This is a genomic window from Pseudomonas sp. NMS19W (assembly GCF_051554255.1).
Lineage (GTDB): Bacteria > Pseudomonadota > Gammaproteobacteria > Pseudomonadales > Pseudomonadaceae > Aquipseudomonas > Aquipseudomonas kribbensis.
On sequence record NZ_CP136718.1, the window covers coordinates 2,679,587 to 2,705,899 of the forward strand.

General features: G+C 59.6%; 25 protein-coding genes and 1 pseudogene. 11 read left to right on the top strand and 15 right to left on the bottom strand.

The window, feature by feature from the left end; all coding sequences use genetic code 11:
• Positions 1-110: 110 nt before the first annotated feature.
• The 7 genes and pseudogenes from R1A29_RS12000 to R1A29_RS12030 all read right to left on the bottom strand — a co-directional run bounded on the left by R1A29_RS12000 (position 111) and on the right by R1A29_RS12030 (position 7,855).
• On the bottom strand, positions 111-2,597 hold the full coding sequence (locus R1A29_RS12000) for an NACHT domain-containing protein (protein ID WP_438301605.1): 2,487 nt from the start codon (positions 2,595-2,597) through the stop codon (positions 111-113).
• 233 nt (positions 2,598-2,830) lie between these two features.
• Positions 2,831-3,211 carry a metallophosphoesterase family protein gene (locus R1A29_RS12005; protein WP_438301606.1) on the bottom strand — a complete coding sequence of 127 codons (381 nt, stop codon included), beginning with the start codon at positions 3,209-3,211 and terminating at the stop codon, positions 2,831-2,833.
• 408 nt (positions 3,212-3,619) lie between these two features.
• A pseudogene (phnE, locus tag R1A29_RS12010) lies at positions 3,620-4,386 on the bottom strand (phosphonate ABC transporter, permease protein PhnE).
• Positions 4,383-5,210 carry a PhnE/PtxC family ABC transporter permease gene (locus R1A29_RS12015; protein WP_085709854.1) on the bottom strand — a complete coding sequence of 276 codons (828 nt, stop codon included), beginning with the start codon at positions 5,208-5,210 and terminating at the stop codon, positions 4,383-4,385. The pseudogene phnE and the gene R1A29_RS12015 overlap by 4 nt, the downstream one beginning before the upstream one ends.
• Positions 5,204-6,001, bottom strand: a complete 798-nt coding sequence (locus R1A29_RS12020) for a phosphonate ABC transporter ATP-binding protein (protein WP_438301607.1) — start codon at positions 5,999-6,001, stop codon at positions 5,204-5,206. The genes R1A29_RS12015 and R1A29_RS12020 overlap by 7 nt, the downstream gene beginning before the upstream one ends.
• Complete coding sequence (locus tag R1A29_RS12025; protein WP_085709856.1) at positions 5,998-6,858, bottom strand: putative selenate ABC transporter substrate-binding protein; 861 nt, start codon at positions 6,856-6,858, stop codon at positions 5,998-6,000. The genes R1A29_RS12020 and R1A29_RS12025 overlap by 4 nt, the downstream gene beginning before the upstream one ends.
• Positions 6,859-6,958: 100 nt before the next feature.
• The gene (locus R1A29_RS12030; protein ID WP_438301608.1) at positions 6,959-7,855 is read right to left on the bottom strand and encodes a LysR family transcriptional regulator; all 897 of its coding nucleotides are present in this window, start codon (positions 7,853-7,855) and stop codon (positions 6,959-6,961) included.
• 165 nt (positions 7,856-8,020) lie between these two features.
• Here R1A29_RS12030 and R1A29_RS12035 point away from each other — a divergent pair, with 165 nt between their 5' ends.
• Entirely contained in the window at positions 8,021-8,770 is a 750-nt protein-coding gene (locus tag R1A29_RS12035; RefSeq protein ID WP_248741593.1) for an SDR family NAD(P)-dependent oxidoreductase, read from the top strand.
• A 10-nt stretch (positions 8,771-8,780) separates the two neighbouring features.
• Here the strand turns inward: R1A29_RS12035 and R1A29_RS12040 are convergent, their stop codons facing one another.
• Positions 8,781-9,452, bottom strand: a complete 672-nt coding sequence (locus R1A29_RS12040) for a paraquat-inducible protein A (RefSeq protein ID WP_085709859.1) — start codon at positions 9,450-9,452, stop codon at positions 8,781-8,783.
• A complete protein-coding gene (locus R1A29_RS12045) occupies positions 9,449-10,045 on the bottom strand; it encodes a paraquat-inducible protein A (protein ID WP_114882977.1) in 597 nt (198 codons plus the stop codon). Before R1A29_RS12045 ends, R1A29_RS12040 begins: the two co-directional genes overlap by 4 nt.
• Before the next feature lie 166 nt (positions 10,046-10,211).
• Here R1A29_RS12045 and R1A29_RS12050 point away from each other — a divergent pair, with 166 nt between their 5' ends.
• On the top strand, positions 10,212-10,898 hold the full coding sequence (locus R1A29_RS12050; protein ID WP_438301609.1) for an alpha/beta hydrolase: 687 nt from the start codon (positions 10,212-10,214) through the stop codon (positions 10,896-10,898).
• Between the two features lie 23 nt (positions 10,899-10,921).
• On the opposite strand, the gene gstA is transcribed toward R1A29_RS12050, so the two are convergent.
• Positions 10,922-11,533 (bottom strand): glutathione transferase GstA, encoded by a 612-nt coding sequence (gene gstA, locus R1A29_RS12055; RefSeq protein ID WP_438301610.1) that lies wholly within the window; start codon positions 11,531-11,533, stop codon positions 10,922-10,924.
• 107 nt (positions 11,534-11,640) lie between these two features.
• On the opposite strand from gstA, the gene R1A29_RS12060 reads away from it, so the two are divergent.
• Positions 11,641-12,537 (top strand): transcriptional regulator GcvA, encoded by an 897-nt coding sequence (locus R1A29_RS12060; protein WP_438301611.1) that lies wholly within the window; start codon positions 11,641-11,643, stop codon positions 12,535-12,537.
• Positions 12,538-12,659: 122 nt separating this feature from the next.
• Positions 12,660-13,085, top strand: a complete 426-nt coding sequence (locus tag R1A29_RS12065) for a cupin domain-containing protein (RefSeq protein ID WP_438301612.1) — start codon at positions 12,660-12,662, stop codon at positions 13,083-13,085.
• A 99-nt stretch (positions 13,086-13,184) separates the two neighbouring features.
• Here the strand turns inward: R1A29_RS12065 and R1A29_RS12070 are convergent, their stop codons facing one another.
• Positions 13,185-13,346 carry a hypothetical protein gene (locus tag R1A29_RS12070; protein ID WP_248741598.1) on the bottom strand — a complete coding sequence of 54 codons (162 nt, stop codon included), beginning with the start codon at positions 13,344-13,346 and terminating at the stop codon, positions 13,185-13,187.
• 185 nt (positions 13,347-13,531) lie between these two features.
• On the opposite strand from R1A29_RS12070, the gene R1A29_RS12075 reads away from it, so the two are divergent.
• Both R1A29_RS12075 and R1A29_RS12080 read left to right on the top strand, forming a co-directional pair.
• On the top strand, positions 13,532-13,990 hold the full coding sequence (locus tag R1A29_RS12075) for a GNAT family N-acetyltransferase (RefSeq protein ID WP_438301613.1): 459 nt from the start codon (positions 13,532-13,534) through the stop codon (positions 13,988-13,990).
• A 108-nt stretch (positions 13,991-14,098) separates the two neighbouring features.
• The gene (locus R1A29_RS12080) at positions 14,099-15,529 is read left to right on the top strand and encodes an amino acid permease (RefSeq protein WP_408985314.1); all 1,431 of its coding nucleotides are present in this window, start codon (positions 14,099-14,101) and stop codon (positions 15,527-15,529) included.
• 13 nt (positions 15,530-15,542) lie between these two features.
• On the opposite strand, the gene R1A29_RS12085 is transcribed toward R1A29_RS12080, so the two are convergent.
• Together R1A29_RS12085 and R1A29_RS12090 are read right to left on the bottom strand one after the other, a co-directional pair.
• A complete protein-coding gene (locus R1A29_RS12085) occupies positions 15,543-15,962 on the bottom strand; it encodes an organic hydroperoxide resistance protein (RefSeq protein ID WP_085709867.1) in 420 nt (139 codons plus the stop codon).
• Between the two features lie 125 nt (positions 15,963-16,087).
• Positions 16,088-16,705 carry a LysE family translocator gene (locus tag R1A29_RS12090; RefSeq protein ID WP_438301615.1) on the bottom strand — a complete coding sequence of 206 codons (618 nt, stop codon included), beginning with the start codon at positions 16,703-16,705 and terminating at the stop codon, positions 16,088-16,090.
• 66 nt (positions 16,706-16,771) lie between these two features.
• Between R1A29_RS12090 and R1A29_RS12095 the strand changes: the two genes are divergently transcribed.
• Positions 16,772-17,689: a LysR family transcriptional regulator gene (locus tag R1A29_RS12095; protein ID WP_438301618.1), complete on the top strand. Its 918-nt coding sequence runs from the start codon at positions 16,772-16,774 to the stop codon at positions 17,687-17,689.
• A 13-nt stretch (positions 17,690-17,702) separates the two neighbouring features.
• Here the strand turns inward: R1A29_RS12095 and R1A29_RS12100 are convergent, their stop codons facing one another.
• Entirely contained in the window at positions 17,703-19,076 is a 1,374-nt protein-coding gene (locus R1A29_RS12100) for an ATP-binding protein (protein WP_438301619.1), read from the bottom strand.
• Complete coding sequence (locus tag R1A29_RS12105; RefSeq protein WP_119430041.1) at positions 19,054-19,746, bottom strand: response regulator transcription factor; 693 nt, start codon at positions 19,744-19,746, stop codon at positions 19,054-19,056. Before R1A29_RS12105 ends, R1A29_RS12100 begins: the two co-directional genes overlap by 23 nt.
• Before the next feature lie 117 nt (positions 19,747-19,863).
• On the opposite strand from R1A29_RS12105, the gene R1A29_RS12110 reads away from it, so the two are divergent.
• The 4 genes from R1A29_RS12110 (at position 19,864) to R1A29_RS12125 (ending at position 26,313) form a co-directional block, all read left to right on the top strand.
• Complete coding sequence (locus R1A29_RS12110) at positions 19,864-20,553, top strand: response regulator transcription factor (protein ID WP_114882989.1); 690 nt, start codon at positions 19,864-19,866, stop codon at positions 20,551-20,553.
• Positions 20,554-20,657: 104 nt separating this feature from the next.
• A complete protein-coding gene (locus tag R1A29_RS12115; protein ID WP_438301620.1) occupies positions 20,658-22,076 on the top strand; it encodes an efflux transporter outer membrane subunit in 1,419 nt (472 codons plus the stop codon).
• Positions 22,073-23,239, top strand: coding sequence for an efflux RND transporter periplasmic adaptor subunit (locus R1A29_RS12120; protein WP_438301621.1), 1,167 nt, complete (start codon positions 22,073-22,075; stop codon positions 23,237-23,239). Before R1A29_RS12115 ends, R1A29_RS12120 begins: the two co-directional genes overlap by 4 nt.
• Complete coding sequence (locus tag R1A29_RS12125) at positions 23,236-26,313, top strand: efflux RND transporter permease subunit (RefSeq protein WP_438301622.1); 3,078 nt, start codon at positions 23,236-23,238, stop codon at positions 26,311-26,313. Before R1A29_RS12120 ends, R1A29_RS12125 begins: the two co-directional genes overlap by 4 nt.

Here is a 26,313-nt window from a genome sequence, read left to right on the forward strand (position 1 = left end):
TTCTTTAGAGGGCGTTAGTGTATGAATGAGCTGTCTGTGAAGTGAAGGTGGGAGGGCAGAGTTGTGTAGAGAATACGAACCTGCCCAAAATCCTATAGCATTAATAATCATTAGTCGGCGGCGTCAAGCTCTTCAAGATTACTTGCGCGTTTTTCATCAATATGCTGTAAAAATTTGCCTTTTACTATTGATTTTTCTTTAAGGGTGGAACCTCGCAGGACAACGAAGGCTTCGCCAATGCAATCCCTTATAGCATTTATAGAGTAGGTTGGGGCTTCGTAGTGGTATAAGGTTAATAATCTTATAAAGACTGCTTGCGCTACGATGTTGTTGGTTCCCGATTCCTTCAGTAGTTTTTGAATTGCTTGTATGCTGGATTTGTTCAGGTTTTCTATGGTCAGCATAGTAGATAGGAAGCTGATGCACTGAATTGAACTATTCGCTTCGGCCAATATGAACTTTTCAAGCTTTGGCGTGGATAGTGACTCTGCCATTAAAGAGGATACGAGTTGTGGGATCATTAGCTTTGCGAATACTTTGAATTCGGCTTGGGTCATGTCTCCAAGATCATCTGGAAATTCGGTGGATTCGGCATTATTGATATAGTTTATCGTGGATACGATTACTTTTGACCACATGGTGAGGACATCATTTAGGCATGCTGTCTTTAATTCTATGTCGTCAATTAGTTCGCTATTCCTTAGTATGTTTGAATACGCTCTTAGTGCCCCAATGAAATGCATTTGACTGGACAGTGGAGCAGTCGGGTATCGTTTTCTTGCGTGATTGTGGTCAATGGACGCTTTGGAAGAGAAATCAACATCTTCGATAAGCTGAGCTCTTTTGTTGTCGTCGAAAGGTTCATTTAAAAACTCGTCTTCTATTTTTGTCAGCGTTTCCTCGTGATTGAAAATACCTCGCTCTTTTCCATAACTTTCAAAAAGAGAAATGTCCACATCAAATTCGGACAGGGACAGTAGTTTTTGGCAGCAGTCTTTAGCCATCGCAAGTATTTCTTTGCGTCCGCGATGCAGTCCTGTAAGTAGATCCAGTTCGGCTGTGTATTTTGCGATTGATAGTGGTGTGAGGACTTTTGCTAATGCGTCACCATTTTCAGCGAGCTTGTTTGCGAGAAAGAATGCTCTAAAACAGTCGAACTTAAAGGTGATCATCTGGTTGCTTTCATATAATAATCCCTTTCTTAGAAGTTCTTCTGTGAAGCCGCGTGAAGGTACGGCGAGCCCTCGTCTTTGGAAATAAGATGCGACAAAAATTTCAAGTTTGTTAGACTCTATCCATTCCACGCCTTGCTCGTCCATGCTGCTGGAAAGTTCGGATAGGAAGTGGGACTGGATATTGGAGTCGTAGCTTGATCGTAATTTTGACTCTGTAAATTTCTCAAGCAATCCATAGATTAACGCCTCTACGGCGGATGCTTGGTTGATTAATTTTGCGGTAGGCTGCTGCTCTATTACCCAAAGTAATATGGAAACCAAAAAAGGTGTTTGTGGTACGTTTAGTTTCGAAAGTAACTTTTTTACGAGTGCTAACTTTTCTTCGGAACCTTGGTCGTGCTCACCAAACCACTTTTTGACAAGTTCTCTGGTTTGTCTTCTTTTGAATGAGTGGATGTATATGGCTACTGGATTTTTCTTTAGTGTGGGTAGTTTCTCAAGGCTAAGATCGTCTTGCATTTCCTCACTGGTTGCCAATATATAGCGCGGTGCAGGATATTTGTCTCTGAATTCCTCAATGACCTTCCGGTGTGTCGGATTGTGTATATTGAAACTGTCGAAGATTACAAGTACTTCGCCGCTTTCGAGCAGGGCTATGAGATCTCGCTTTATTATTTCATTATCAAGGAACTCAATCGCTTGTGTGAGAATGGCAGCGATCGTTAGTTTGTTAAGTATCGATACGTCAACGAGAAGTCCAACCCTAGCATTGCCATGGAATTCCATAAAGCGATTCACGGCAATATGATTGAGGAGGGTTGATTTTCCCGATTCCCTTTTCCCAATAAACATGATGTCAGACTTTTCTTGGGATAAGCTATGAAGGCTCACAAACTCGTCGCTATCGTCTGTATCTATGCTCTCACTGGCTGCTAAGCTTTTCTCGCTTTTTTTGGCTAGCGGAGGCTCTACAAATATCGACGATAAATGTTTAGGTGCAATTTCAGAGGCAGAAAAGGACAAAAGTTTTGAGTTTGCCTTCTCCAAAGCTGCATTAATTGCGGTGCTTGAGATAATTGTTTTTGATATGCTGTTTCTTTTTGAAATGTTAAATTCGCAGACGCCGTCTTCAGAGAATCTTGGTGATATGTCAAATACATTTCGTTGGCTGTAGTATTCCCGGGCCTCTATTTTCCACACGTTATCATTGCAAATATCGATGACGGAGTATCCGTTGAAATGGTCTCTATTTTCGTAAATGCATCCTGTATTGCTAACTAATAGATCCCCAAGTGTTGACGTGGTGTGGCTAGCATTGTTGTTGTGATTATGGCCGCATAGAAGTGCATCGAAATTATTTGAGAGTACGCGCTGGATTCTGTTTTTTTCATCTGGTGCGAGCCAGTCCAGAGTGTGATGCATTAAGGCAATTTTGATATCGCATCCATGTAATTGCTCTAGAGCTAATTCAATCTGTCGCTCACCAACATATAAGTAATTTCTATCTTTGCTACCTCCCCCCGTCGTTCTCCATGTACTATTTAGGGAGGCTATGCCTACTTTAATTGAATTGGTGTTGATTATTTTTGTGGTAAATAAAATATTCTCGGAGTATGTTGTAGGGTCTATTTTTTTTGAAAGATTAATGTATCCCTTTAAGTGTCCCCATAGTTCAGAGTTTCCTTGCTAATGAGATTGTCGATTAGTTTGTTCGCTTCCTCGGGGGTTTTAATTCCAGTAAATATCGGCTCGTAAACCTCTTCTCTTGCTTTCAGGTTTACGTCGTGATTACCCGGGCAGCATAAAAAAATTGCGGGAGTGATAGTTGATTGTAATATCCTCCGGATAACAGCTTCTTGAGACGTAATAGCGCTCTCGGATGTGTCACCTCTGTTAGCTATGTCTCCAGTGCAGAGTATTGCGTCTATTTTTTGAATTTTATCGATTTTATTTATATCTAGGCACAAGGCTTCGATTGTTCGAGCATGGTCGGCGCTATTTGTTATATGCAGGTCGGAAATGTGTAAAATTCTCATTTTATCCGGTTCCCCAGTTAGATAGGTACTAATAATTCGTAAATTTAGCCATATTGCTAGAATAGAGTTTTAATAAGAAGCGCTCTCGAAAGTGCTCGTTTTTCGAGAAGTTGGAGGCTCTTTAATTTGTAGAGAGTGGATTGTATTTGGCTTGAGATATTTGAGAACTATTTCCATGTTCTTCGCCGACTGTAGTGTTGTTTTTATTAAAATTTGATTTTTCAGACTAGCACAGTGCCATTATGAATGCATACACTACCTAAGTGGAAGTTTTTATAGGCTTGGTGGGTTGCTGTCTTAAGATATATCGTGTAGGCCGCTTTGGTGGGTCACACCCAATTGAAACTGCTTAGCTATGTAGCTGACCGCGTTTCGCGTTCAAAAAAATGAAAGTCGGGGAGATAAAACCTACGCCTTAACCCACCGCCCCCGACTCCACGCACTCAACGAATCCACCCCCAACACCAACCCCAACATCGCCAAAATCACAGTCCCCGCCTGCGCCTCCTGAAACAGGCTCAAGCTCACATACAACATCTGCCCCAGCCCGCCAGCGCCGACAAACCCCAGCACGCTGGCCATCCGGATATTGTTCTCCCACCGATACAAACAGTACGCCAGCAACTGCGGCGCGAGGTTCGGCAGGGTCCCGTAGCAGAACGCCACAACCGGATTCCCCCTTGCAGCCGAATCGCCTCGGCAGGTTCCGGCGGCGTATTTTCCAGCGCTTCAGCAAACAACCGCCCCAGCACCCCGGTGGTATGCAGCGCCAAGGCGAGGGTGCCGGCGTTCGGCCCGAGGCCAGCTGCAAACACCATCAACGCAGCCCATACCAATTCAGGAATCGCGCGCAGGCCGTTGAGCAGCAGACGTGCGGCGCTCTGAAAAAACCAGCCAAAGCGGCCAGCGGCGGGGAGTGCCAACAGCAGTCCCAGGACAGCAGCGAGGAGGGTGCCGAGGGCGGACATGGCGAGGGTTTCCATGGCGCCGTGGAGGATGGCGTTGAGGTAACCGGCGCTGAAGTCGGGGCTGAGGAAGCGGGCGACATACGAGCCCATTTGTTTCAGGCTGGTGGCGCTGCCGAGTTCTTCGAGGTCGAGGCCCAGGTAGGCGAACGAGGCGATGACGGCGAAGACGATGGCGAGGATCAGCGTCGTGTTGATCAGGCGCTTCATGTCAGTCTCCAGCGCAGCAGGCGGCTGAGTTGGTCGGCGCCGAGTACCAGCAGCAGGAAGGTCAGCAGCATGCTGGCGACTTCGCCGCCGGCGAACATGCGGATCGACAGGTCGATCTGTTGGCCAAGGCCGCCGGCGCCGACGAAGCCCATCACCACCGAGGCGCGGATCGCGCATTCCCAGCGGTACACGGTGTAGGAGAGCAGTTCCGCCGCGACGTTGGGCAGCACGCCGTAGGCGAAACTGGCCAGGCGTCCGCTGCCAGCCTGGAGCAAGGCGTGGGCCGGGCGCTGGTCGGTGGATTCGAAGATTTCCGCGTAGACCTTGCCGAGCATGCCGCTGTAGGTGATGGCGATCGCCAGCACACCCGCCGCCGGGCCGAGGCCGACGGCGCGCACGAACAGCAGCGCCCAGACGATTTCCGGCACGCTGCGCAGGAAGATCAGCAACCCGCGCACCGGCCAGCGCAGCAACCGGCCCAGCAGGCTCGGGCGGCCGCCGTGGGACGCAGCGGACAGCGACAAGGCGCGACTGGCGAGCAAACTGGCCGGCACCGCCAGTATCAGTGCCAACGCCATGCCGGCCGTGGCGATGGCCAGGGTTTGCAGGGTGGCCTTGAGCAGCAGTTGCAGAAAGTCCCGGTCATGGGCCGGCGGCCAGAAGGTCGAGACGAAGCGGCCCATTTCGCTCTGGCTGTCGGCGTGCAGCAACACGCCGAGGTCGAGTTCGCTGAGCTGAATGCCCGGCCACAGCAGGGCAATCGCCAGCAGTGTCAGCAACAGGCGAGGCAGTGCGGCGGGGTCGCGGGTGTCGGTGCTCAGCATCGTGGAATCTGCACAATCAGCGGCGTCAGGGCCGGCGCCGGGGATTGCAGTTGTTCGTTGGCGTACAGGCTGTCGAGCATGTCGTGGCTGACTTGATCGGACGGGCAATCGAAGAGGATCTGCCCCTCACGCAAACCGATGGTGCGCGGGAAGTGCGCCAGTGCCAGGTCCACCGCATGCAGGCTCGCCACCAGCGTGACGTTGTGCTCTCGGGCATGGCGCGACAGCACCGTCAGGGTGTGCCCGGCGAGGACCGGGTCCATGGCCGATACCGGTTCGTCCGCCAGCAATACCTCCGGCGCCTGATACAGCACGCGAGCGATGCCGACCCGCTGTAACTGGCCGCCGGAAAGTTGCTGGCACTGGCTGAAGAGTTTGTCCGCCAGATCCAGCCGCGCCAGAGCGGCGCGGGCGCCGGGAATGTCCAGTGGATGCAGCAGGTTGACGAGGCTTTTGCCCAGGCTCCATTGCCCGAGCTTGCCGGCCAGCACCGCCGTCACCACCCGTTGCCGGGGCGGCAGGGGCGGCGCCTGATGCACCAGGCCGATTTTTGCGCGCAGGTGTTGGCGTTGGCGGGCGGACAAGTGCCAGGCCCGTTGGCCCAGCACGTCGATGTCGCCGCTGCTCGGCCGAATGGCGGTGGCCAGCAGGTTGAGCAGGCTGGATTTACCGGCGCCGGACGGGCCGATGATCACCACCTGCTCGCCGCTGTTGATTTGCAAATCCACACCACGCAGGGCTTCGACGCCGTTGGCGTGGTGCAGAAAGACTTGCTTGAGGCTCAGGGTCATTTCAGCAGTTCGGCGGCGCGGGCGGCTTCCTCGATGCCTTTGTAGTTGTCCGGACTGGTTTCGATGAAGCGGCTGGCGGCCTGCAGGTCGAGGATTTTCTTCTGCTCGGGGTTGGCTGGGTCGAGGGCGAGGAAGGCTTTTTTGATTTTCGCTGCCAGCGCCGGGTCGAGGGTGCCGCGCACGGTCCAGTTGTAATCGAAGTAGGCCGGGGTGGTGGCGAAGACCTTGACCTTGTTGGTGTCGACCTTGCCGGCGTCCACCAGTTTCTGCCAGACGCTGGCGTTCAGCACACCGGCATCGACCTTGCCGGCCTGCACCCAGGCGACGGTGGCGTCATGAGCACCGGAGTAGCCGACGCGGCTGAAATAGGTCTCGGGTTTGATGCCGTCCTTGAGCATGAAGTAGCGCGGCATCAGGCTGCCGGAAGTCGACGATACCGAACCGAAGGCGAAGGTCTTGCCCTTGAGGTCGGTGAGGCTCTTCACGTTCGGGTCGGCGGTGATGAATTTGCTGGTGAACTGCGCGTCCTGCTCACGCTGCACCAGCGGGATCACCGGGGTGGTGGCATCGGTTTTCAGCCGTGCCTGGACGAAGGTGAAACCGCCCAGCCAGGCCATGTCGAGGCGGTCGGTGGCCAGGGCTTCAACCACGGCCGGGTAGTCGGCCACGGGAACGAATTGCACTTTCATGCCCAATTGCTGCTCCAGATAAGCCCCCAGCGGTTCGAACTTACGCAGCAGTTCGGTCGGGGCCTCGTCGGGAATCGCGCTGACTTTCAACACGTCTGCGGCCTGGGCCAGCAGGGTGGAAAAGGACAGGGCCAGGCCTGCAGTCAGTGCCAGGGTGCGTTTGAGCATGGGAATCTCCGTTTCATGGGCGTCAGGATCGGTGCGTAGCCTGCGGAAAAACGTCGGCGGCTGCAACGTCAGGTTAGACGAATCGGCGCGACAGCGAGGCTCAGTCCACCTGCGCGAAGCGCTCCACCAGCCAGTCGATGAACACCCGCACGCGGTTGCTCAGGTGCCGGTTCGGCGGATACAGCAGGTGGAACGGGTACGCCGGCGGGCGCCAGTCGGTGAGGATCGGCACCAGTTCGCCGCGCTCGATGGCGGCCCTGACTGTGTAGCTGAATGTGTGGATGATCCCCAGCCCCGCCAATCCGGCCGCGAGATGCGCGTTGCTTTCGTTGACGCTGACCAGGCCTTTGCCTTCGATTTGATGGCGCTCGCCGTTGCGCTGGAAGTTCGACGGCAGGATGCGCCCGGTGGAGGCCGAGCGATAGGCGATCATTTGATGCCGGGCAAGCTCCAGCGGATGCACCGGCGTGCCGTGGCGCTGCAAATAGTCGGGCGTGGCGCAGGTGGTCCAGGACACTTCGCCCAAGCGGCGCACAGCCAGGGCCTGTTCGGTCAGCGGGCCGCCGCGAATCACGCAGTCGACGCGCTCGCTGATCAAGTCCACCGGGCGGTCGCTGACGCCTAGATCCACCTGAATGTCCGGATAACGCTCGAAGAACTTCGGCAGTTCGGGAATCACCAGCATGGTCGCGGTGGAGCCGCCGATGTCCACACGAATCCGGCCACGGGGCAAGCCCTGGGCCTGACTGAAACCCTGATCAATGTCGTCCAGTTGATGCAGCAGTTGCTGGGTCAGCTGGTAGTAGGAAGCGCCGTCGGCCGTCACGGTGAGGCGCCGGGTGGTGCGTTGCAGCAGGCGCACGCCGAGGTGGCTTTCCAGTTGCCCGATCAGTTTGCTGACCGTGGTTTTCGGCTGGTTCAACGAGTCGGCGGCTTTGGTGAACGAGCCGCTTTCCACGACGCGGGCGAACACGCGGATCGCCAATAACTGATTCATCGGGCTGCACTCAAGGATCGAAGACAGGGCTGAGTATTGTGCATATCTGTGCACAAACAAAACCGATTTTGCGGATTTTTCAATTCAATCCATCGGCCTAAAGTCGCTTCCAACGGCTCACCTACGACCCGTCACCTTCCTTGAAACGGTTATTGGAGACACATCATGAGCAACAGACTTGAAGGCAAAATCGCACTGATCACTGGCGGCACCACCGGCATCGGCCTGGCCTCGGCGCAGGAGTTCGTCGCTCAGGGCGCCACCGTATTCATCACCGGCCGTCGTCAGGCCGAACTGGATAAAGCCGTCGCCGCCATCGGCCCTCGTGCCATCGGCATCCAGGGCGACGTGGCGAAGCTGGACGATCTGGACCGCATCTACCGCGAAATCGCCGAGAAGGCCGGGCACCTCGACATCCTGTTCGCCAATGCCGGGGGCGGTGACATGCTGCCGCTGGGGGCGATCACCGAAGAGCACTTCGACCGGATTTTCGACGCCAACGTGAAGGGCACGCTGTTCACCGTGCAGAAAGCGCTGCCGCTGCTGCGCGATGGCGGTTCGATTTTGCTGACTTCTTCGACCACCTCGGTGCAAGGCACGGAAAACTTCAGCGTCTACAGCGCGAGCAAAGCCGCGGTGCGCAACTTCGCCCGCTCGTGGCTGCTGGACTTGAAACCTCGGCGCATCCGCGTCAACGCCATCAGCCCCGGCCCGGTGCGTACGCCAGGTCTGGCAGGGCTGGTGCCGGCGGAACACGCTCAAGGTCTGTTCGATCAACTGGCGTCGGTGGTGCCGATCGGGCGTCTGGGCGAACCGAGCGAGATCGCCAAGGCTGCGCTGTTCCTCGCTTCGGATGACAGCAGCTTCGTCAACGGCATCGAGTTGTTCGTCGACGGCGGCACCGCGCAGATCTGATTGGAGTCATTCAATGCCCCGGCACTTGTTCATTCGAGTGCCGGGGCTCGTCTGTTTCATCGGTTTCTTCGGCCGGCGCCTTGTCCCAGATCAGGCGCGGGTCGAAGCTCATGGCCGAGAGCATGGTGAACACCACCACCAGCCCGAAGAACAGAATCCCCGGTCGCGGCTCGATATCCCCCAGCGCCTGAAACTTCACCAGCGCCGCCACCAGCGCAACCACCAGCACATCAAGCATCGACCAGTAGCCGATCAGCTCGACGAACCGGTACAGCTTCGAACGTTCCCGGCGCGCCCAGTGGCTGTCCCGTTGCACGGTGACCAGCAGCAGCGTCAGCGCGATGAACTTGATCCCCGGCACCGCAATACTGGCGATGAAGATGATCAGCGCAATGTCCCACGCGCCGTGCTCCCAGAACTCCAGCACCCCACTCATGATCGTACTGTCGGCGCCGTTGCCGAGCAGGGTGGTGTTCATCACCGGCAGCAGATTCGCCGGCACGTAAAACGCCAGGGCGGCGAACATGTAGGCCCAGGTGCGGGCCAGGGAGTTGGTCTTGCGCCGGTGCAGCGGCGCGTCACAGCGCGGGCACTGGTGCGGTTCGTCGGTCATGTCGCAGGCCAGTCCGCAGCTGTGACAGAGGCAGAGGTTGAGTTCGCTGGCGGTCGGTGGTCGTTTCACAGGATGTCCCACAAATCACGTATGTCGCGTCCGGCGACGCGGATCAGCAACAGGCTGAGCACGGCCAGCGCAAACAGGCCGATGCCGGGGATCACATCGAGCATGCCCGCCAGTTTGAACACCGCCACCATTGCCCCGAGCAGGCACACTTCGAGCATGCTCCACGGCCGCAGCGCTTCCAGCCAGCGCATGCACAGCTTGAAGGCCGGCGAGCGGCGCGAGGCGAGGGCGAAGCTCAATACCCAGATGAGCAAAACCAATTGGAAGGCCGGGGCGATGATGATCGAGATCGCCGCGACCATGGCCATGAAAGTGATCGGCCCCTGACTCAGGGCCAGCACCGAATCCCACAGGGTCGCGCTGTTTTTCAGGCCTTTCATGCTGATGCTCATCACCGGGTAGAAATTGGCGAACAGCCACAGCATCGCGGCGGTGAAACTCAGGGCCAGACGTTGCTCCACGCTCAGGTTGTTGTGGCGCTGGAGCACGCCGCCACAACGGGCGCAGAGGGATTTCTGGTAGCGCGCGAGCGTGGCTTTTTCGTACACGCAGTCGCAATGCTCGCAGATGATCAGGTGATCAGTCGTGGCCATGGGGCGCTCGAGGGGAGGAGGGCTTGAACCTTCTTCAATATAGGCGCGTTGGGGCATCCGACAACTGTCACATCCCGAAATGCACCTTTGGTCTGCCGGCCCGCCGGGTTTGTGGAAGCGTTCCATACTCCTTGGCGCCGAATTCATTACGAGCAGGAGCAGGGCCATGAGTGAAAAACCGACGATTGTGCTGGTACACGGGTTCTGGGGCGGGGCCGCGCATTGGGGCAAGGTGATTGTCGAACTGTCGCGTAAGGGCTACCGCGCGATTCAGGCGGTGGAGATGCCGCTGACGTCGCTGGCCGACGATGCCGAGCGCACGCGCAAAATGGTCGCGCAAGTCAACGGCCCGGTGCTGCTGGTCGGGCATTCCTACGGCGGGGCGGTGATCACCCAGGCCGGCAATCAACCGAATGTGACGGGGCTGGTGTACATCGCTGCGTTCGCTCCGGATCAGGGCGAAAGCCCCGGCGGCATCACTCAGGAACATCTGCCCGCCGCCGCGCCGAATCTCGCCCCGGACAGCGACGGTTTCCTCTGGCTCAAGGCCGACAAGTTCCATGAAAGCTTTTGTCAGGACCTGTCGGAGGATGAAGCGCTGGTGATGGCCGTCACCCAGAAAGCGCCGCTGGCCAGTACCTTTGGCGATGTCATCAGTGATCCGGCATGGAAGCACAAACCGTCGTGGTATCAGATTTCCAGTCAGGACCACATGATCCACCCGGACAACCAGAAACGCATGTCCGCCCGGCTCAATGCGAAGAAAGTCATCACCCTCGACGCCAGCCACGCCTCGCTGGCCTCCTGCGCCGGAGAAGTGGCGGCGCTGATCGACGAGGCCGCGAAGGCCTGAAAACGACCACGCAACCGGGCGATTCACACCGGTTGCGTGGCTACCTCTTCCGCTATCGCAGCCATCACGCCGGGCCGCTCGGCGATGCGCGCCATGTAATTCGCCAGCGCTGGCCAGTCTTCGATGGCGATGCTGAACGTCGGCAACCACTTCAGCACCGTGAACAGATAGGCATCCGCCACGCCGAACACCGGCATCAGATACGGTTGCGTCGCAAGGATGCGGTTCAGGTAGTCCAGACGTTTGAAGAGTTTGTGTTTGAAGATCGTTTTGGTGGATTCCGGGATTTCTCTGCTGAACAGCGGCGCGCTGCCGCCATGGATTTCCGAGCTGATGAAGTTCAGGTGCTCCTGCAGGCGCGAGCGCTCCCACGTGCCATTGGCCGGGGCCAGTCTCTGGTCGGGAGCAAGGTCAGCGAGGTATTGCAGAATCGCCGGGCCTTCGGTCAGCACCTCGCCGTTATCGAGCATCAGCGCGGCCACGTAACCCTTCGGATTGATCTCGCGAAAGTCGCGGCCGTCGGCGGTGCGCTTGGTCTGGTTGTTGACCCGGATCAGTTCGAACGGCAGCGCCAGTTCTCGCAGCAAAATGTGCGGGGCCAGCGAGCAGGTCATGGGGGCGAAGTACAGTTTCATGGGGTCTCCTTCAAATGAAGGCCCAGAATCCGGGATTTTGGCGGCGCTTCGCAAAGGACATCTGCAGTGCTAGCGTATGACAAAATCTCATGGACCGAAGAAGCCCCATGCTCACCCGATTACCCTCGCTCAACGGATTGCGTGCCTTCGAATGCGCGGCCCGACACTTGAGTTTCACCCGCGCCGCCGAAGAGCTGAACGTCACGCAAACCGCGATCAGCCATCAGATTCGTCGCCTCGAAGATGAACTCGGCGTGCGCCTGTTCATGCGCTTGAAGGACGGACTGGCGCTGACGGAAGAGGGCAACGCCTATTTTCCCGGTGTTCGTTCGGCGTTTATGGAACTGCGCCATTCGACCGAGCGCTTGCTGGAGGCGAACAATCAAAGCGTCCTGACGATCAGCACGTTGGTGTCGGTGGCGTCTAAGTGGTTGTTACCGCGTCTGCCGTCCTTTCGTGAGGCCTTTCCCGAGATTGATGTGCGTATCAGTGCATCCACCGAACTGGTGGACTTTCGCAAGGGTGGCATCGATGCGGCGATCCGCTACGGCAACGGAAACTGGCCGGGACTGCGCGCCGACTGGCTGATGGCCGACGAGATATTCCCGGTGTGCAGCCCGCGTTTGCTCAGCGGGCCGGATCCGATCAAAGCGCCGGCCGATCTGGCCCGGCACACTTTGCTGCACGTCAGCGCGCAGACCGCCGATGACTGGAGCGCCTGGCTGAACGCCGCAGGTCAACCGCCACCCTCGGCCAAAGGCCCGCGCCTGACCTTCGACCTGGCCATGATGGCGGTGCAGTCGGCGATTGACGGGCAGGGCGTGTGCATCGGGCGATCGACCTACGTCGAGGACGATTTACGGGCCGGAAGACTGGTGGCGCCGTTTGATTTGCGGCTCAAGTCTGACTCGGGTTTCTACTTCGTCACGCCCCATGAAAACGCCGGTTCGAAAAAGATCGTCGCCTTCAGGCAGTGGCTGTCGCAGATGGCGAGAGTTGTATGAGCGTGTATCAATCCCGCCCTCGTACACAGTGAGCTAACAAGTGCCGATATCGGGACACATTCCCGGTACATGCCCTCTTCAAAGTAGTGGCGTCACTTCACTACTTCCAAGAGGGCAACACCATGCGCCGCACACTCCTGATGACCGCAGCCGCCGTACTGGTTTCAATGATCGGCCTGGCACACGCCGCCGACACTCAATCTGCCGCCCCGGCGAAGAGCTGGCAACAAGGCCTGAGCCGTACCGATCTGGTCCATCAGGACCTGGGCGCTGCGGATCGCGAAGTGATCCAGGCCCGGGTCGATTTCGAACCGGGCATCACCTCGCCCCGACATGCCCACCCGGGCGTTGAAGTCGCCTATGTGATCAGCGGCACCTTCGAATACCAGCTCGAAGGCCGGGCACCGGTGACGCTGAAGGCCGGCGATTCGCTGTTCATCCCGGAAGGCGTGGCGCACATCGCGAAGAATGTCGGCAATGACAAGGGTTCGGAGCTGGCGACTTACATCGTCAAGAAAGGCGAGCCGTTGTTGATCCTCAAGCAATAACCCCCGGGATACTGAAAAGGCCTGCCAATGTGGCAGGCCTTTTTTGTTGTCGGCGGACTTAACGCAGGTTGATGTTGCCCGATTCGAACTGAAGCAACTTCAGCGCGCATCCACCTCTTTCACAACCCCGGCAGATGCCCTTTGCTTGCGCCGCTTGAGCCAGCTGAAAAACGCATGCACCGGATGCAAAACAGCCGTCAGCACGCCAAGCAGCAGGATGATGAAAAGGATGATCAGCGGGATGCTTTCGTGCGAGAACATGGTGGGTTACTCCTGTAGTCACTATGTTGGAACCCGCAGACTAGACGCATCCAGCGAGGTTTTTGGTGAACGTATGTTCATCCTCGGGCGCTTCGATTGTGCTACGGGGCGGCGGTGGATTTGCTCCGGGATCGTCATCCATCGCATGCTGAGCGCCCCATTCGCCACCACTGAAGAGGCTCCCCTTGCAGACCCTCCGCCGCGCCCGACCCGAAGACGCTGCGCCCATCGCCGCACTGGTCGATGAGGCCTACAGCCCTTACATCCCGCGAATCGGCCGCAAACCCGCGCCGATGCTCGACGACTACGAGCAAGTACTGCGCGAAACCGAGACGTTCGTGCTGACCGACAACGATGAAATCCTCGGTGTGCTGGTGATGAGCCAGGAAGGCAAGGAGCTGCTGCTGATCAACGTCGCCGTGTCGCCCCGGCACAAGGGCAAGGGCCTCGGCAAAGTGTTGATGACCCTCTGTGAAACTCATGCGCGGAGCCTCGGTTGCGATGCCGTGCGGCTCTACACCCACGAGCGGATGACCGAGAACGTCGCCATCTATGAAAAGCTCGGTTTTGTGGAAACCCATCGCGCCACCGAGGACGGATTTGCCCGGGTTTTCATGCGCAAAACGCTTGCTGGTTCTCGCTGACCGTCACCCAGGCATGTCGAAATCAGGCATCGGCATGCCGCACCCGGGCTATTTGCGTTGAACTTCAGCCACGTAAGGTGAGGCGTCCATCAGAGAACAACAAAAACAATGAACAGCCTGAATTCGAAGGAATCGAGCGGTCAACTGGCGCAGGGGTTCAAGCCTCGCCACGTGACCATGTTGTCAATTGCAGGAATCATCGGCGCGGGGTTGTTTGTCGGTTCCGGGCACGCCATAGCAGCGGCGGGGCCGGCGGTGTTGCTGGCGTATCTGTTTTCCGGCCTGCTGGTGGTGCTGGTCATGCGCATGCTGGGGGAAATGGCGGTGGCCCGACCGGACACCGGATCGTTTTCCACCTACGCCGATCAGGCCATCGGCCGCTGGGCCGGCTTCACCATCGGCTGGCTCTACTGGTGGTTCTGGGTGCTGGTCATTCCCATCGAGGCACTGGCCGCCGGGCACGTCTTGAATCAGTGGTTTCCCCAGGTCGATGCGTGGCTGTTTGCGCTGGTGTCGATCATTCTGCTGGTGATCACCAACCTGTTCAGTGTTTCCAAGTACGGCGAGTTCGAATTCTGGTTCGCCATGGCCAAGGTCGTGGCGATCATCGGTTTCATCGGCGTGGGTTTCGCCGTGCTGATGGGCTGGATTCCCGAGCGTGAAGCCAGCGGCCTGAGCCGCTTGATGGAAGAACATGGCGGGTTCGCCCCCAATGGTTTGTCGGCGGTGGTCGGCGCCTTTATCACCATCATGTTCAGTTTCATCGGCACCGAGGCGGTGACCATCGCCGCCGCCGAATCGGACAATCCGGCACAAAACATCGCCAAGGCTACGCGTTCGGTGATCTGGCGCATCGGCGTGTTCTATCTGCTGTCGATTTTCGTGGTGATTTCCGTGGTGCCGTGGAACGATCCGCTTTTGGCGTCCGTCGGTTCCTATCAGCGCGCACTGGAGTTGATGAACGTTCCCCACGCCAAATTCATGGTCGATGTGGTGGTGTTGATCGCCGTGGCCAGTTGCATGAACTCGTCGATCTATATCGCTTCGCGCATGCTGTTTTCACTGGGGCTGCGCGGCGACGCACCGCACGCGTTGAAAGTGACTTCCGGTGCAGGCGTGCCGAGGGCGGCGGTGATTGCCAGCAGCGTCATCGGCGCCGGGGTGACGTTGCTCAGCTACTTCATGCCCGCCGGCCTGTTTCAATTCCTGCTCGCCAGTTCCGGTGCCATCGCGTTGCTAGTGTACCTGGTGATCGCGGTTTCTCAGTTGCGTATGCGGCGGATGCTGCTTCGGCAGAATGTCGAGCTGACCTTTCGCATGTGGCTGTTTCCGTGGCTGACCTATCTGGTGATGGCGTTCATCTGCGCCGCGCTCGCGGTGATGATGCTGACGCCGGAGCATCGCCTGGAAGTGACGTCGACCATTGGCCTGGCGCTGGCCATTTCCTTTATCGGGCTGGTGACCACCCGTCAGCATGGGCAGGCGGGTGCTTCTGTCCCGGTCAAACAAAACGCCCGAGGCACTGCCTCGGGCGTATAGGGAGGATCGGGATTCAGATCAGCCGCAGGGTCACGTCGATGTTGCCGCGCGTGGCCTTGGAGTAAGGGCAGGTCTGGTGCGCAGCTTCCACCAGCGACTGAGCGACCGAGGGCTCCAGCCCCGGCAGGCTGACATTCAAGCGTGCCTGCAGGAAAAATGCGTCGCCGGTCTTGCCCAGATCGATTTCGGTTTCCACCGCCACATCCGCCGGCAGCCTGATCTTCAGCGCAGCCGCCGCTTTGCCCATGGCGCCGATGAAACACGCCGACCAGCCGGCCGCCAGCAGTTGTTCCGGGTTGGTGCCGCTGCCGTTGGAGCCCGGTGGCGACAGTTTGACGTCCAGATTGCCGTCGGAACTGCGCGAGGCGCCATCGCGTCCGCCGGTGGTGCGGGTCTTGCCGGTGTACAGCACGGTGTCGATTTGATTGATCATGAGAAGGCCTGCCTGTGTGAGTGGTTGAGTCGGAGGGAAGGCTCCGATGGCCCACACTTTTGCATCGGCATGTACCGGGGATGTGTCATGAAACAGGGGTTATGTATCGCTGTGTAGCAATGCGTTCAGCCTGATCGCTGAGACAGCGTCAGCAGAACCCCGAAGCCCACGAGCAGGCCGCCGAACGCCCGGTCAATCCACTGCCGTGCCGCCAGCAGTTTCTCCCGCACCCGCCCGGCCGAGAAACACAGCGCCACCAGGCTGAACCACAGCACATGCGCGCCGGCAATGAACAGCCCGTAGGCGATTTGTACCGGCAGGCCGGTATCCGGCCGGACGACGCCCATGAACAGGCTGACGATGAAAATCGAGGTTTTGGGGTTCAACGCATTGGTGAGAAAACCTGAACGCAACGCGGCCAGATCCGACAGGGCAGGTGACGCAGCATCCGGCTGTTGAACGTCAGGTCTGGAACGAAGCATCTTGATGCCCAGATAAACCAGATACGCAGCCCCCGCCAGTTTCAGTGCATTGAACAACCAGGGCGATTTTTGCAGCACTAATCCGAGCCCGAGCAGGGTGTAGCCGACATGCACCAGCACGCCCAGGCCAATGCCCATCGCCGTAAGTACGCCTGCGCGTCGGGAGAGCAGCAAGCCGTTGCGCGAGACCAGGGCGAAGTCCGGTCCGGGGCTGATGCATGCCAGCAGGGTAATGGTGATTACGACTATCCATTCGCTCATGGTGGAACCTTGGGTGGGTTGGTGATAGAAAGCCATGTTTACAGATAGCGAACGCTGGAACTAACGATGATTTCTGAAGCTGATGGTGAGTCTGACTCACCGTTTACCGAGGGGCGTATGCCGTCTCTGCTGGCACTGCGTTGCTTCGAATCCGCAGGCCGGTTCGAGAACTTCGCCCGTGCGGCTGACGAACTGCATCTGACACCCGGCGCCATCAGCCGGGCGGTGCGCCTGCTGGAAGAGGATCTGGGCGTTGACCTGTTCGAGCGGCGCCAGCGAAGGGTTTTCCTGACTGAGCCGGGGAGGCGACTGCTGAAAGCGGTGAGCGAAGGGTTGGGGGTGATGAACCAGGCCGTCCGTGAGATCCGCACTGAGGCACGTCGTACGCGGCGGCTGGTCCTGTCCTGCGAGCCGACGCTGTTGATGCGCTGGTTGATTCCGCGCTGGAGTGATTTCCAGAAACAGCATCACGGCCTGGACATTCATTTGGTGGCGGGTGGCGGTCCGTTTTCATTTGAACAAGGAATTGACCTGGCCATTCGGCGCGACGATTTCCCCCGGCCTCCGGGTTACCACACCGAGCGCTTGTTTGCCGAGAAGGTCGGGCCAGTCTGTCGTCCGGATAAAGTCGGTGAGTGGTTCGATGAAAGCGCCAAAGGCCTGCATGCCACGGCGCCTCTGTTGCAAACGAGCAGCCGACCCACGGCCTGGCAGGAGTGGGCCTTCGCAGCGGGCCTGTCTGTTCCTGCGACGCAAATGCAGTCTTTCGAACACTTTTACTTCAGCATTCAGGCGGCTGTCGCTGGCCTGGGCGTGGCCATCGGTCCGTGGCATCTGGTCCGCGACGATATCGAAAGCGGGGTGTTGGCCGCACCGGCAGGCTTCGTTGAAGACGGCTCGCATTATTGCCTGCTGTCGCCTGCGCCTCCCAAACCGGGCAGCCTGGAGCTGGATTTGCTGGAGTGGTTACGGTCGGTAGGTTGAGGCCCGTCGGTTTTCAATGGCTGGCCGGCGTTGCCTTGCCCAACAAATCAATCCGGCACCCCGGCGCCGCATCGTTCACCGTCACCCGCATGTCATGCAGGCGCGCGACCGCCGACACCATGCTCAAACCCAACCCGTTGCCCGGCGTATGGCGGCTGGATTCGGCGCGGTACAACCGGCGCAACACCGCCTCGCGTTCGGCCGGGGGAATGCCGGGGCCGTTGTCGGTGACGCGGATTCCGACGTTGTCCTGATCGGCAATCACGCTCAGGCGCACCTGACTGTGGTCGGGCGAGAACTTGATGGCGTTGTCAAGCAGGTTGCACAGGGCGTCGAACAGCAGTTGTGCGTCGCCAGCCATGATCGCGGGGGCCTGACTGTTTTCGATGGTCAGGCTGATGCCGCGTTCTTCGGCCAAGGGTTCGTAGAGTTCGGCGGCATCGGCACTGATCAGGTTCAGATCCAGCGGAGCGAAGTGGCTGCGGCGGGCGCTGTTTTCAATTTCCGAAATCCGCAGCAGTGCCTTGAAAGTCAGCAGCAAGGCTTTGGCCTCGGTCAGCGCCGCGTCGATGCTGGCAGCATATTGCTCCTCATCCAGACCTCTGCGCTGGGTGCGCTCCAGGCCGGCGATCAGGCGCGTGAGGGGCGTGCGCAGGTCGTGGGCGATGTCGTCGCACACGCCTTTGACTTCACTCATCAAACGCTCCAGTTCATCGAGCATGCTGTTGACCACCGAGGCGAGGCGGTCGATGTCATCGTTGTTGCCCTTGACCGGCAAACGTCCTTTCAAGTCACCTTCGATGATGCCCTTGATCGAGCGGCTGACCTTGTCCAGCCGTCGGTGTGCCGAATAACCCAGCACCACGGCGCCGAGCAACCCGACCAGCAACAGCAGCAGGCCACCGGAAATCAGCGCGTTGATCAGCAGTTCGTCGAACTCGCGAATGTCGTGAACGTCCTGGGCGACCAGCAAGGTTTTGCCGTCCGCCAGTTTATGCACGATGAAGCGCACCGGTCGGTGATGCCCGTTGGACTTGAGCCAGCGAAACTCCTGCGGCTTGTCATAAGCAGAGAAGGGCGGCAGTTCTTTGATCACACCGGCAATGAATTTGCCGTCGGCATCGAACAGGCTGTGGGGCAGGCGTGCTTCGACGTCCTGCAGGGCGTGTTTGCGGATCTCCTGTAATTGCAGTTCCGGCGGCTGGGCGCTGCGGTTTTCCACTTGTCGATACAGGGCCGTGTCGGCTTCGGTCTTCAGGTAGAACGCGGTCTGCCAGTAGACGTAACCGAACAACGCCAGAAACGAGCAGCCGAACAGCCCGAGAAACAGCAACGCCGTGCGAAAACTGATGGTGCGCGGGATTTCACTCAGGTGAACGGAGGACATACCCGGCTCCACGAATGGTATGGATCATCGGCGGCTCGCCGTCGCCATCGACCTTGCGACGCAGGCGGCTCATGTGCACTTCGATCACGTTGGTGCGCTCGTCGTAGCTGTAATTCCACACCGCTTCGAAGAGCATGGTGCGGGTCACCACCTGATCGGCGTGGCGCACCAGATGTTCGAGCAGCGCGTATTCCCGGGGCACCAGATCGATGGTGCGTTCGCCACGGCGCACGGTGCGGCTCAGCAGATCGACGTCCAGGTTACCGACCTTCAGGCGGGTTTCCTGAGTCACGGCCACCGGTTCGGCCCGGCGCCGGTTCAAGGCGTCCAGGCGGGCGGTCAGCTCGATGAATTCGAAAGGTTTGGTCAGGTAGTCGTCGCCACCGGCGCGCAAGCCGCGTACCCGTTCATCCAGCGCACTCAGGGCGCTGAGGATCAGCACCGGGGTGTTGACGCTGGCGGCCCGCAACGCGGTGAGCACGCCCAGACCGTCGAGGCCGCCGGGCAGCATGCGATCGAGCACGATCAGGTCGAACGGCTCGCCGAGGGCTTTCAACAGGCCTTCACGACCATTATCGACGCTGCTCACGGTGAAACCGTGGTCAGTCAGCGCCGCTTCGATTTCGCGGCGGGTGGGCAAGTCGTCCTCGACGACCAGAACATGGGTCATGGCTTTTGAACCACTCACATCATCAGGCAGAGATGGCATAGTGTGGCAAAGCCTGCGGTTGCGCCACGTTCCCGCCGGATAAATAAAAGTTCAGGTTGGCTTGATGGAGTAGGTGCCTTGCGCATTCTCGTGGTTGAAGATGATGCCCAGACCGCTGCTTACCTGCTGCGCGGTTTGAGTGAAAGCGGGCATGTGGTCGACGTCGCCGGCGATGGCAACAGCGGTCTGGACATGGCGCTGGAAGGCATTCACGACGTGCTGATCGTCGACCGGCGCCTGCCCGGACTCGACGGCATCGGCTTGATCAAGGCCTTGCGCGCCCGGCAGGTGCGGGTGCCGATCCTGATGCTCAGTGCCCAGGCCTCGACCGAGCAAAAGGTCGAAGGCTTGCAGGCCGGTTGTGATGATTATCTGGCCAAACCTTATGCCTTCGCCGAAGTGCTGGCGCGGCTCGAAGCCTTGCTGCGCGGGCGCGATCAGGTCGCGGGGCCAGCGCGGCAACTGGTGGTTGGCGAGTTGCAGCTGGATTGTGCGACACGCACGGCCGTACGCCGAGGCAAGGTGATTGCCTTGCAGCACCGCGAAGCCCTGTTGCTGGAAAAACTCATGCGCCACAGCGGCCAGATCGTCACCCGCGACATGCTGCTCGACAGTGCCTGGGATTACGATTTCGACCCCAACAACAACGTCATCGACAAACACATCCATCGATTGCGGCGCAAACTCGATGACGGTTTCGACTATTCGTTGATCAGGACCATCCCCGGCGCCGGCTACAGCTTCCAGACGACGCCCGAGCAAGGCTAAACAAAAGTTTATCTGCCGGGGAACGCTCTGGCAGGCACCCCTCGCTATCTTCGCCGCATTCGTGGATCGCTCCACAAAGGCTCAAGCGGGGAGACAGCTTGCTCATGTCGGTTCCAAAGACCAAGGCGCGCAGACGGCGCGTTGCATTTCAATCATCAGCGACGCTGATCCTGCTGGGCGTATTGACCCTCGGCGGCTGTTCGATGGTGCCCGAGTATCGGCAGCCCGAGTTGCCGCTGGCCCAGCAGTGGAACGCGGCTTCTGGCGGTCAATCCGCTGCGGGCGGTCAATGGTGGCGCGAGTTTCACAGCGCCGAGCTGGATCAATTGATCGACCGTGGGCTGGCCTCCAACTTCACCCTCAAAGCGGCGATCAGCCGTATCGACGAGGCGCGGGCCTCCGCGCAGGTCACCGGCGCCGGGCAATATCCGGCGCTGAATCTGGGCGGCAACTATCAGCGCCAGAACAACTACGGTACCACGCAAAAGCGCAGCGTGTTTGCCGAAGCCACCTATGAAGTGGATTTCTGGGGCAAACAGCGCGCCGCCGCCGACTCAGCCGATGCCCTGGCCAACGCCACGGCATTCGATGCCCAGACCCTGCGCATGAGCCTGAGCGCGAGCATCGCCGACAGTTACTTTCAGGTGCTGTCGCTGGAAGAGCGCCTGCGTCTGGCCCAGTCCATCGCCGACGATGCCCGGCAAGTGCTGGACCTAGTGGAAATCCAGGCCAGTCAGGGCGCCGTTTCCAACCTCGAAGTCGCTCAGCAGCGCAACGCCATGCAGACCTTTGAAGCGGCAATGCCGCCGCTGCGTCAACAACGGGATCAGGCGCTGTATCAACTCGCGGTTCTGGTAGGCGCGCCGCCCGAGGGTTTCCATTTGCAGGGCGACAGCCTCGGCGCCGTGCGGGTGCCGCAACCGGCGACCGGTCTGCCCATCGGCCTGCTGCGTCAGCGGCCGGACATTCAGGCTGCCGAAGCGCGGCTGAAGTCTGCCAACTTCGATGTCGGCGTGGCCCGTGCGGCGTTCCTGCCCAATCTGTCGCTGGACCTGCTGGGCGGTATCGACACCCTGGCTGGCGGGCAGATCTGGAGCGTCATCGGCACCCTCGGCCAGCCGGTGTTTGCCGGTGGCCAGCTCAAGGGCCAACTGCATTTCGATCAGGCCCACGTTCAGGAACTGACCGCCAGTTATCGCGAGTCCATCGTCGAAGCCCTGCAAGACGTCGAAACCCAGATCAGCGCTGCCCGTGAACTCGACAAGAGTTACGCGTTGAACGCCTCGGCAGTGGATTCGGCGCGGGAAGCGGCGCGTCTGGCGCAGGTTCGCTACCGCCTCGGCTCCACCGACTTCCAGACGCTGCTGATCGTCGAGCGCACGCAATATCAGGCCGAAGACACGCTGTTGCAGGTCCGTCTGCAACACCTTCAAGCGGCGGTCGGCCTGTTCCGGGCCCTGGGCGGGGATTTTTCCGCTGACGCTCTGGCACTCAATTCTTCTGTTCAGGTGACTCATCCATGACTGTCCTGCACCCACGTCGTCGCACCGTTTTCCTGGGCGTCGCGGCACTTTCGCTGGCGGTGGCCGTCGGCGGTTTTCAATGGATCAAACAGGCTCACGCTGCGCCGGTAAAAACTAATGCCGGCGCGATTCCGGTACAGATGAGCAAGGTCAGCCGACAGGATCTGCCGGTGTGGATCAGTGCCATCGGCAACGTGCAGGCGCTCAACAGCGTCAATGTGCGGGTGAGGGTGGACGGCGAGTTGCAGAAGGTCCTGTTCAACGAAGGGCAGACCGTCACCGCCGGCAGCCTGTTGGCGGTGATCGACCCGCGGGTCTATCAGGCTCAGGTCGCTCAGGCTCAGGCGCTGCTGGCCAAGGATCAGGCGCAACTGGCGAACCTCAGGGTCAATCTCGACCGGGCCAGCAAACTTGCAGCCGCAAAAGCCGGGCCGACCCAGGACGTCGACACCTACCGCGCACAACTGGCCGCGCAACAGGCGACGGTGCAGGCCGATCAGGCGGCACTGGATGCGGCGCGGCTGCAACTGGAGTTCACTCAGGTCAAGGCGCCGCTGACCGGCCGCACCGGCCAGCGCCTGCTGGACGTCGGCGCGATTGCCCACGGTGCCGAGGCGACGGGGCTGGTGACGATCACCCAGATGAATCCGATCTCCGTCGCGTTCGCCGTGTCCCAGGACGAACTGGCGGAGATCCTCGAAGAGAACGCCAAAGGTGCCTTGCAAGTGGTCGCCATGACCCGCGATGGCCAGCAGGAAATCGCCAAAGGTCATTTGAGCTTCATCGACAGCCAGGTGACGGCGGCCAGCGGGCAGATCCAGCTCAAGGCGCAGTTCGACAACGCTGACGCCAAACTGTGGCCGGGTGAACTAGTGAGTGCGCGCCTGCTGGTGCAGACCCATCGCGACGTGGCCGTTGTCCCGGCCGATGCGGTGCAATTGGGGCGTCAGGGCAATTTCGTCTATGTGGTCGATGCCGATCAGCGGGTACAGCCGCGTCTGGTGGACGCCGCCAATGTGGTGGACGGCAAGCAGTGGATTCGTCAGGGCTTGAATGCCGGCGAAACCGTGGTGGTGCAGGGCCAGTCGCGGGTCGCACCGGGGTTGAAGGTGGTGCCGGTAAAGACCGACACCAGCGCCGATCTGGCGGAGGCCGCCCGATGAATGCGCTGGCCGGACTGATTCAACGGCGTGTGGGGCTGAGCCTGCTGGCGCTCGGCGTCATGCTGCTCGGGGCTTTCGCTTACTTCCAGTTGCCGGTGGCGCCGCTGCCGACAGTGGATTTCCCGACCATTCAGGTCACCGCCAAACTCTCCGGGGCGAACGCGGAAACCATGGCCTCGTCGGTGGCAACCCCACTGGAACGGGCCTTCGCCGCCGTGCCGCAAGTCACATCAATGACCTCGTCCAGCGCCGCCGGCAAGACCCAGGTGGTGCTGCAATTCGACCTGTCACGGGACATCGACGGTGCCGCCCAGGATGTACAGACGGCGATCAACACCGCCACGCCGAACCTGCCCAAGACCATGTCCAGCGCGCCGACCTTCAACAAGGTCAACCCGGCGGAAGGCACCGTGCTGTCGCTGGCGGTGACGTCGCCGACCCGCACGCTGCCGGAGCTGGATCGCTACGCCGACAACTACATCGCCCAGCGCCTGTCGCAAATGCCCGGCGTCGGGCTGGTGGATTTCCATGGCGAGCAGAAACCGGCGGTGCGCGTGCAGATTGATCCTGATGCGCTGGCTGCTCGCGGTCTGACGCTTGAAGACGTACGCAGCGTGATTGGCGTCAGCACCCTGGACCAACCCAAAGGCACGCTCGATGGCCAGAGCCGTTCGATCACCCTGGGCGCGACCGACCAGTTGCTCGATCCGCAGCATTATCGCGATCAGGTCGTCGCCTATAAAAACGGCATGCCGATCAAGCTCGGCGATCTGGGCCGGGTGATCGCTGGAGCCGAGGACACCCAGCAAGCCGCGCAGTTGGGTAGCGAACCGACGGTCATCGTCGACATCCACAAGCAACCGGGTTTCAATCTGCTGTCGACCATCGCGACGATCAAGGCCAAGTTGCCCGAGCTGACCGCGTCCTTGCCCCGCGACGTACAGGTGCAAGTGGTGGGCGACCGCACCCAGACCATCGAAGCGTCGGTCAATGACATGCAGTTCACCTTGCTGTTGTCGATTGCGCTGGTGGTCGTGGTGATCTTCGTGTTCTTGCGCAAGGCCACCGCCACGCTGATTCCCAGCCTGACCATTCCGCTGTCGCTGGTGGCGACGTTCGGCGTCATGTTTCTGCTCGGCTACAGCCTCGATAACCTGTCGATCATGGGCCTGGCGATTGCCGTCGGGTTTGTGGTGGACGACGCCATTGTGGTGATGGAAAACATCGTCCGGCACCTGGAAATGGGCAAGTCGCGCCTGCAATCGGCGGTCGATGGTTTGCGCGAAGTCGGCTTCACCATCGTCTCGATGACGGTGTCGTTGATTGCGGTGTTCCTGCCGATCCTGTTGATGTCCGGCATCGTCGGGCGCTTGATGCGTGAGTTTGCGGTGACCGTCAGCGTGGCGATCATCATGTCCGGCATCGTCTCGCTGACCATCACCCCGATGCTCTGCGCCTGGCTGCTCAAACCCCATGCCGATCAGGAGGAGGGGCGTTTTGCCCAGGCCTGCGAGCGGGTGTTCGACCGGTTGCACAACGGCTATCGGCGTAGCCTGGACTGGGTGCTGGACCATCAGCGCATCACCATGGCGGTGGCCATTGCCACGCTGGCGGCCACGGCGGTGCTGTATGTCGGGATTCCCAAGGGATTCTTTCCGCAGCAGGACAACGGTCTGATCCAGGGCGTGGCGGAAGCGGCGGCGGACATTTCGCCGACGGCCATGCGCGCGCAGGTCAACCGTGCGGCGGAGATCATCGGTCAGGATCCGGCGGTGGCGCGGGTGTATTTCTGGATCGGCCCGAACCCGACGGTCAGTCAGGGCAAGGTGATGATCAACCTCAAGCCGTTCAGTGAGCGCACGGCCAGCGCCGTGCAGGTCATCCAGCGCCTGCAACCGGCGCTGGACGGGTTGTCCGGGGTCAAGGTGTTCATGCAGGCCAACCAGGACATCCAGATCGGCGGCCGGGCCAGCAAGACCCAGTATCAGTACACCCTGCAAGACCCGGACAGCGTCGAGCTGGATCACTGGAGCAGGGTGCTGCTGGCCAAACTCAAGACTTTGCCGCAATTGCAGCACGTGACTTCCGACCAGCAGCAGGCCATCCCGCAATCGACGCTGGTGATTGATCGTCCGACCGCTGCGCGTCTGGGCGTGACCGTGCAAGCCATCGATGACGTGCTGTACGACGCGTTTGGCCAGCGGCAGATCGCGACCATGTTCACGCAGCTGGATCAGAACCATGTGATTCTGGAGCTGGACCCGAGCTGGCAAACGTCCACCGCAACCCTTGAGCACCTGTTCGTTCGCGCCAGCTCCGGGGCACTGGTGCCGCTGAACCTGTTGGCCAGTCTCAAGACCGAACAGGTGCCGATCATCATCAACCATCAGGGCGTGTTCCCGGCCATTACCCTGTCGTTCGACCTCGCGCCGGGGCATGCCCTGAGCGAGGCGGTCAGCGCGATCAATCAGGCGTCGCTGGCGGTTGCGATGCCTGACACCGTGGCGGGCAGTTTCCAGGGCACGGCCCAGGCGTTTCAGGATTCGCTGAAGTCGCAACCGTGGCTGATTCTGGCGGCAATCCTGACGGTCTACATCGTGCTCGGCGTGTTGTATGAAAACGCGATCCACCCGCTGACGATCATCTCGACCTTGCCGTCCGCCGGTTTCGGCGCGCTGCTGGCCTTGATGCTGTGCGGGCAGGATCTGTCGGTGCTGGGGATGATCGGGATCATTCTGCTGATCGGCATCGTCAAGAAGAACGCGATCATGATTGTCGACTTCACTCTGCAGGCGCAGCAGCGTGGCTTGTCGCCCCGTGAAGCGGTGAGGGAAGGATGCCTGTTGCGCTTGCGGCCGATCCTGATGACTTCGCTGGCGGCATTGCTGGGCGCGGTTCCGCTGGCGTTCGGGCACGGTGCCGGTTCGGAGTTGCGTCAGCCGCTGGGCATTGCGATTGTCGGTGGTCTGGCGGTTTCGCAGATCCTGACGCTCTACACCACGCCGGTGGTTTACCTGTGGTTCGAGCGTCGGCGGCGCAAGACGCAAGCCGCCGAGGTCATCGAGGCATCCTGA

Coding starts and splice junctions, on each gene's coding strand:
- R1A29_RS12000 (WP_438301605.1), bottom strand. CDS start 2,597: ATGCATCACACTCTGGACTGGCTCGCACCAGATGAAAAAAACAGAATC.
- R1A29_RS12005 (WP_438301606.1), bottom strand. CDS start 3,211: ATGAGAATTTTACACATTTCCGACCTGCATATAACAAATAGCGCCGAC.
- R1A29_RS12015 (WP_085709854.1), bottom strand. CDS start 5,210: ATGCTGAGCACCGACACCCGCGACCCCGCCGCACTGCCTCGCCTGTTG.
- R1A29_RS12020 (WP_438301607.1), bottom strand. CDS start 6,001: ATGACCCTGAGCCTCAAGCAAGTCTTTCTGCACCACGCCAACGGCGTC.
- R1A29_RS12025 (WP_085709856.1), bottom strand. CDS start 6,858: ATGCTCAAACGCACCCTGGCACTGACTGCAGGCCTGGCCCTGTCCTTT.
- R1A29_RS12030 (WP_438301608.1), bottom strand. CDS start 7,855: ATGAATCAGTTATTGGCGATCCGCGTGTTCGCCCGCGTCGTGGAAAGC.
- R1A29_RS12035 (WP_248741593.1), top strand. CDS start 8,021: ATGAGCAACAGACTTGAAGGCAAAATCGCACTGATCACTGGCGGCACC.
- R1A29_RS12045 (WP_114882977.1), bottom strand. CDS start 10,045: ATGGCCACGACTGATCACCTGATCATCTGCGAGCATTGCGACTGCGTG.
- R1A29_RS12050 (WP_438301609.1), top strand. CDS start 10,212: ATGAGTGAAAAACCGACGATTGTGCTGGTACACGGGTTCTGGGGCGGG.
- gstA (WP_438301610.1), bottom strand. CDS start 11,533: ATGAAACTGTACTTCGCCCCCATGACCTGCTCGCTGGCCCCGCACATT.
- R1A29_RS12060 (WP_438301611.1), top strand. CDS start 11,641: ATGCTCACCCGATTACCCTCGCTCAACGGATTGCGTGCCTTCGAATGC.
- R1A29_RS12065 (WP_438301612.1), top strand. CDS start 12,660: ATGCGCCGCACACTCCTGATGACCGCAGCCGCCGTACTGGTTTCAATG.
- R1A29_RS12070 (WP_248741598.1), bottom strand. CDS start 13,346: ATGTTCTCGCACGAAAGCATCCCGCTGATCATCCTTTTCATCATCCTG.
- R1A29_RS12080 (WP_408985314.1), top strand. CDS start 14,099: ATGAACAGCCTGAATTCGAAGGAATCGAGCGGTCAACTGGCGCAGGGG.
- R1A29_RS12085 (WP_085709867.1), bottom strand. CDS start 15,962: ATGATCAATCAAATCGACACCGTGCTGTACACCGGCAAGACCCGCACC.
- R1A29_RS12090 (WP_438301615.1), bottom strand. CDS start 16,705: ATGAGCGAATGGATAGTCGTAATCACCATTACCCTGCTGGCATGCATC.
- R1A29_RS12095 (WP_438301618.1), top strand. CDS start 16,772: ATGATTTCTGAAGCTGATGGTGAGTCTGACTCACCGTTTACCGAGGGG.
- R1A29_RS12100 (WP_438301619.1), bottom strand. CDS start 19,076: ATGTCCTCCGTTCACCTGAGTGAAATCCCGCGCACCATCAGTTTTCGC.
- R1A29_RS12105 (WP_119430041.1), bottom strand. CDS start 19,746: ATGACCCATGTTCTGGTCGTCGAGGACGACTTGCCCACCCGCCGCGAA.
- R1A29_RS12115 (WP_438301620.1), top strand. CDS start 20,658: ATGTCGGTTCCAAAGACCAAGGCGCGCAGACGGCGCGTTGCATTTCAA.
- R1A29_RS12120 (WP_438301621.1), top strand. CDS start 22,073: ATGACTGTCCTGCACCCACGTCGTCGCACCGTTTTCCTGGGCGTCGCG.
- R1A29_RS12125 (WP_438301622.1), top strand. CDS start 23,236: ATGAATGCGCTGGCCGGACTGATTCAACGGCGTGTGGGGCTGAGCCTG.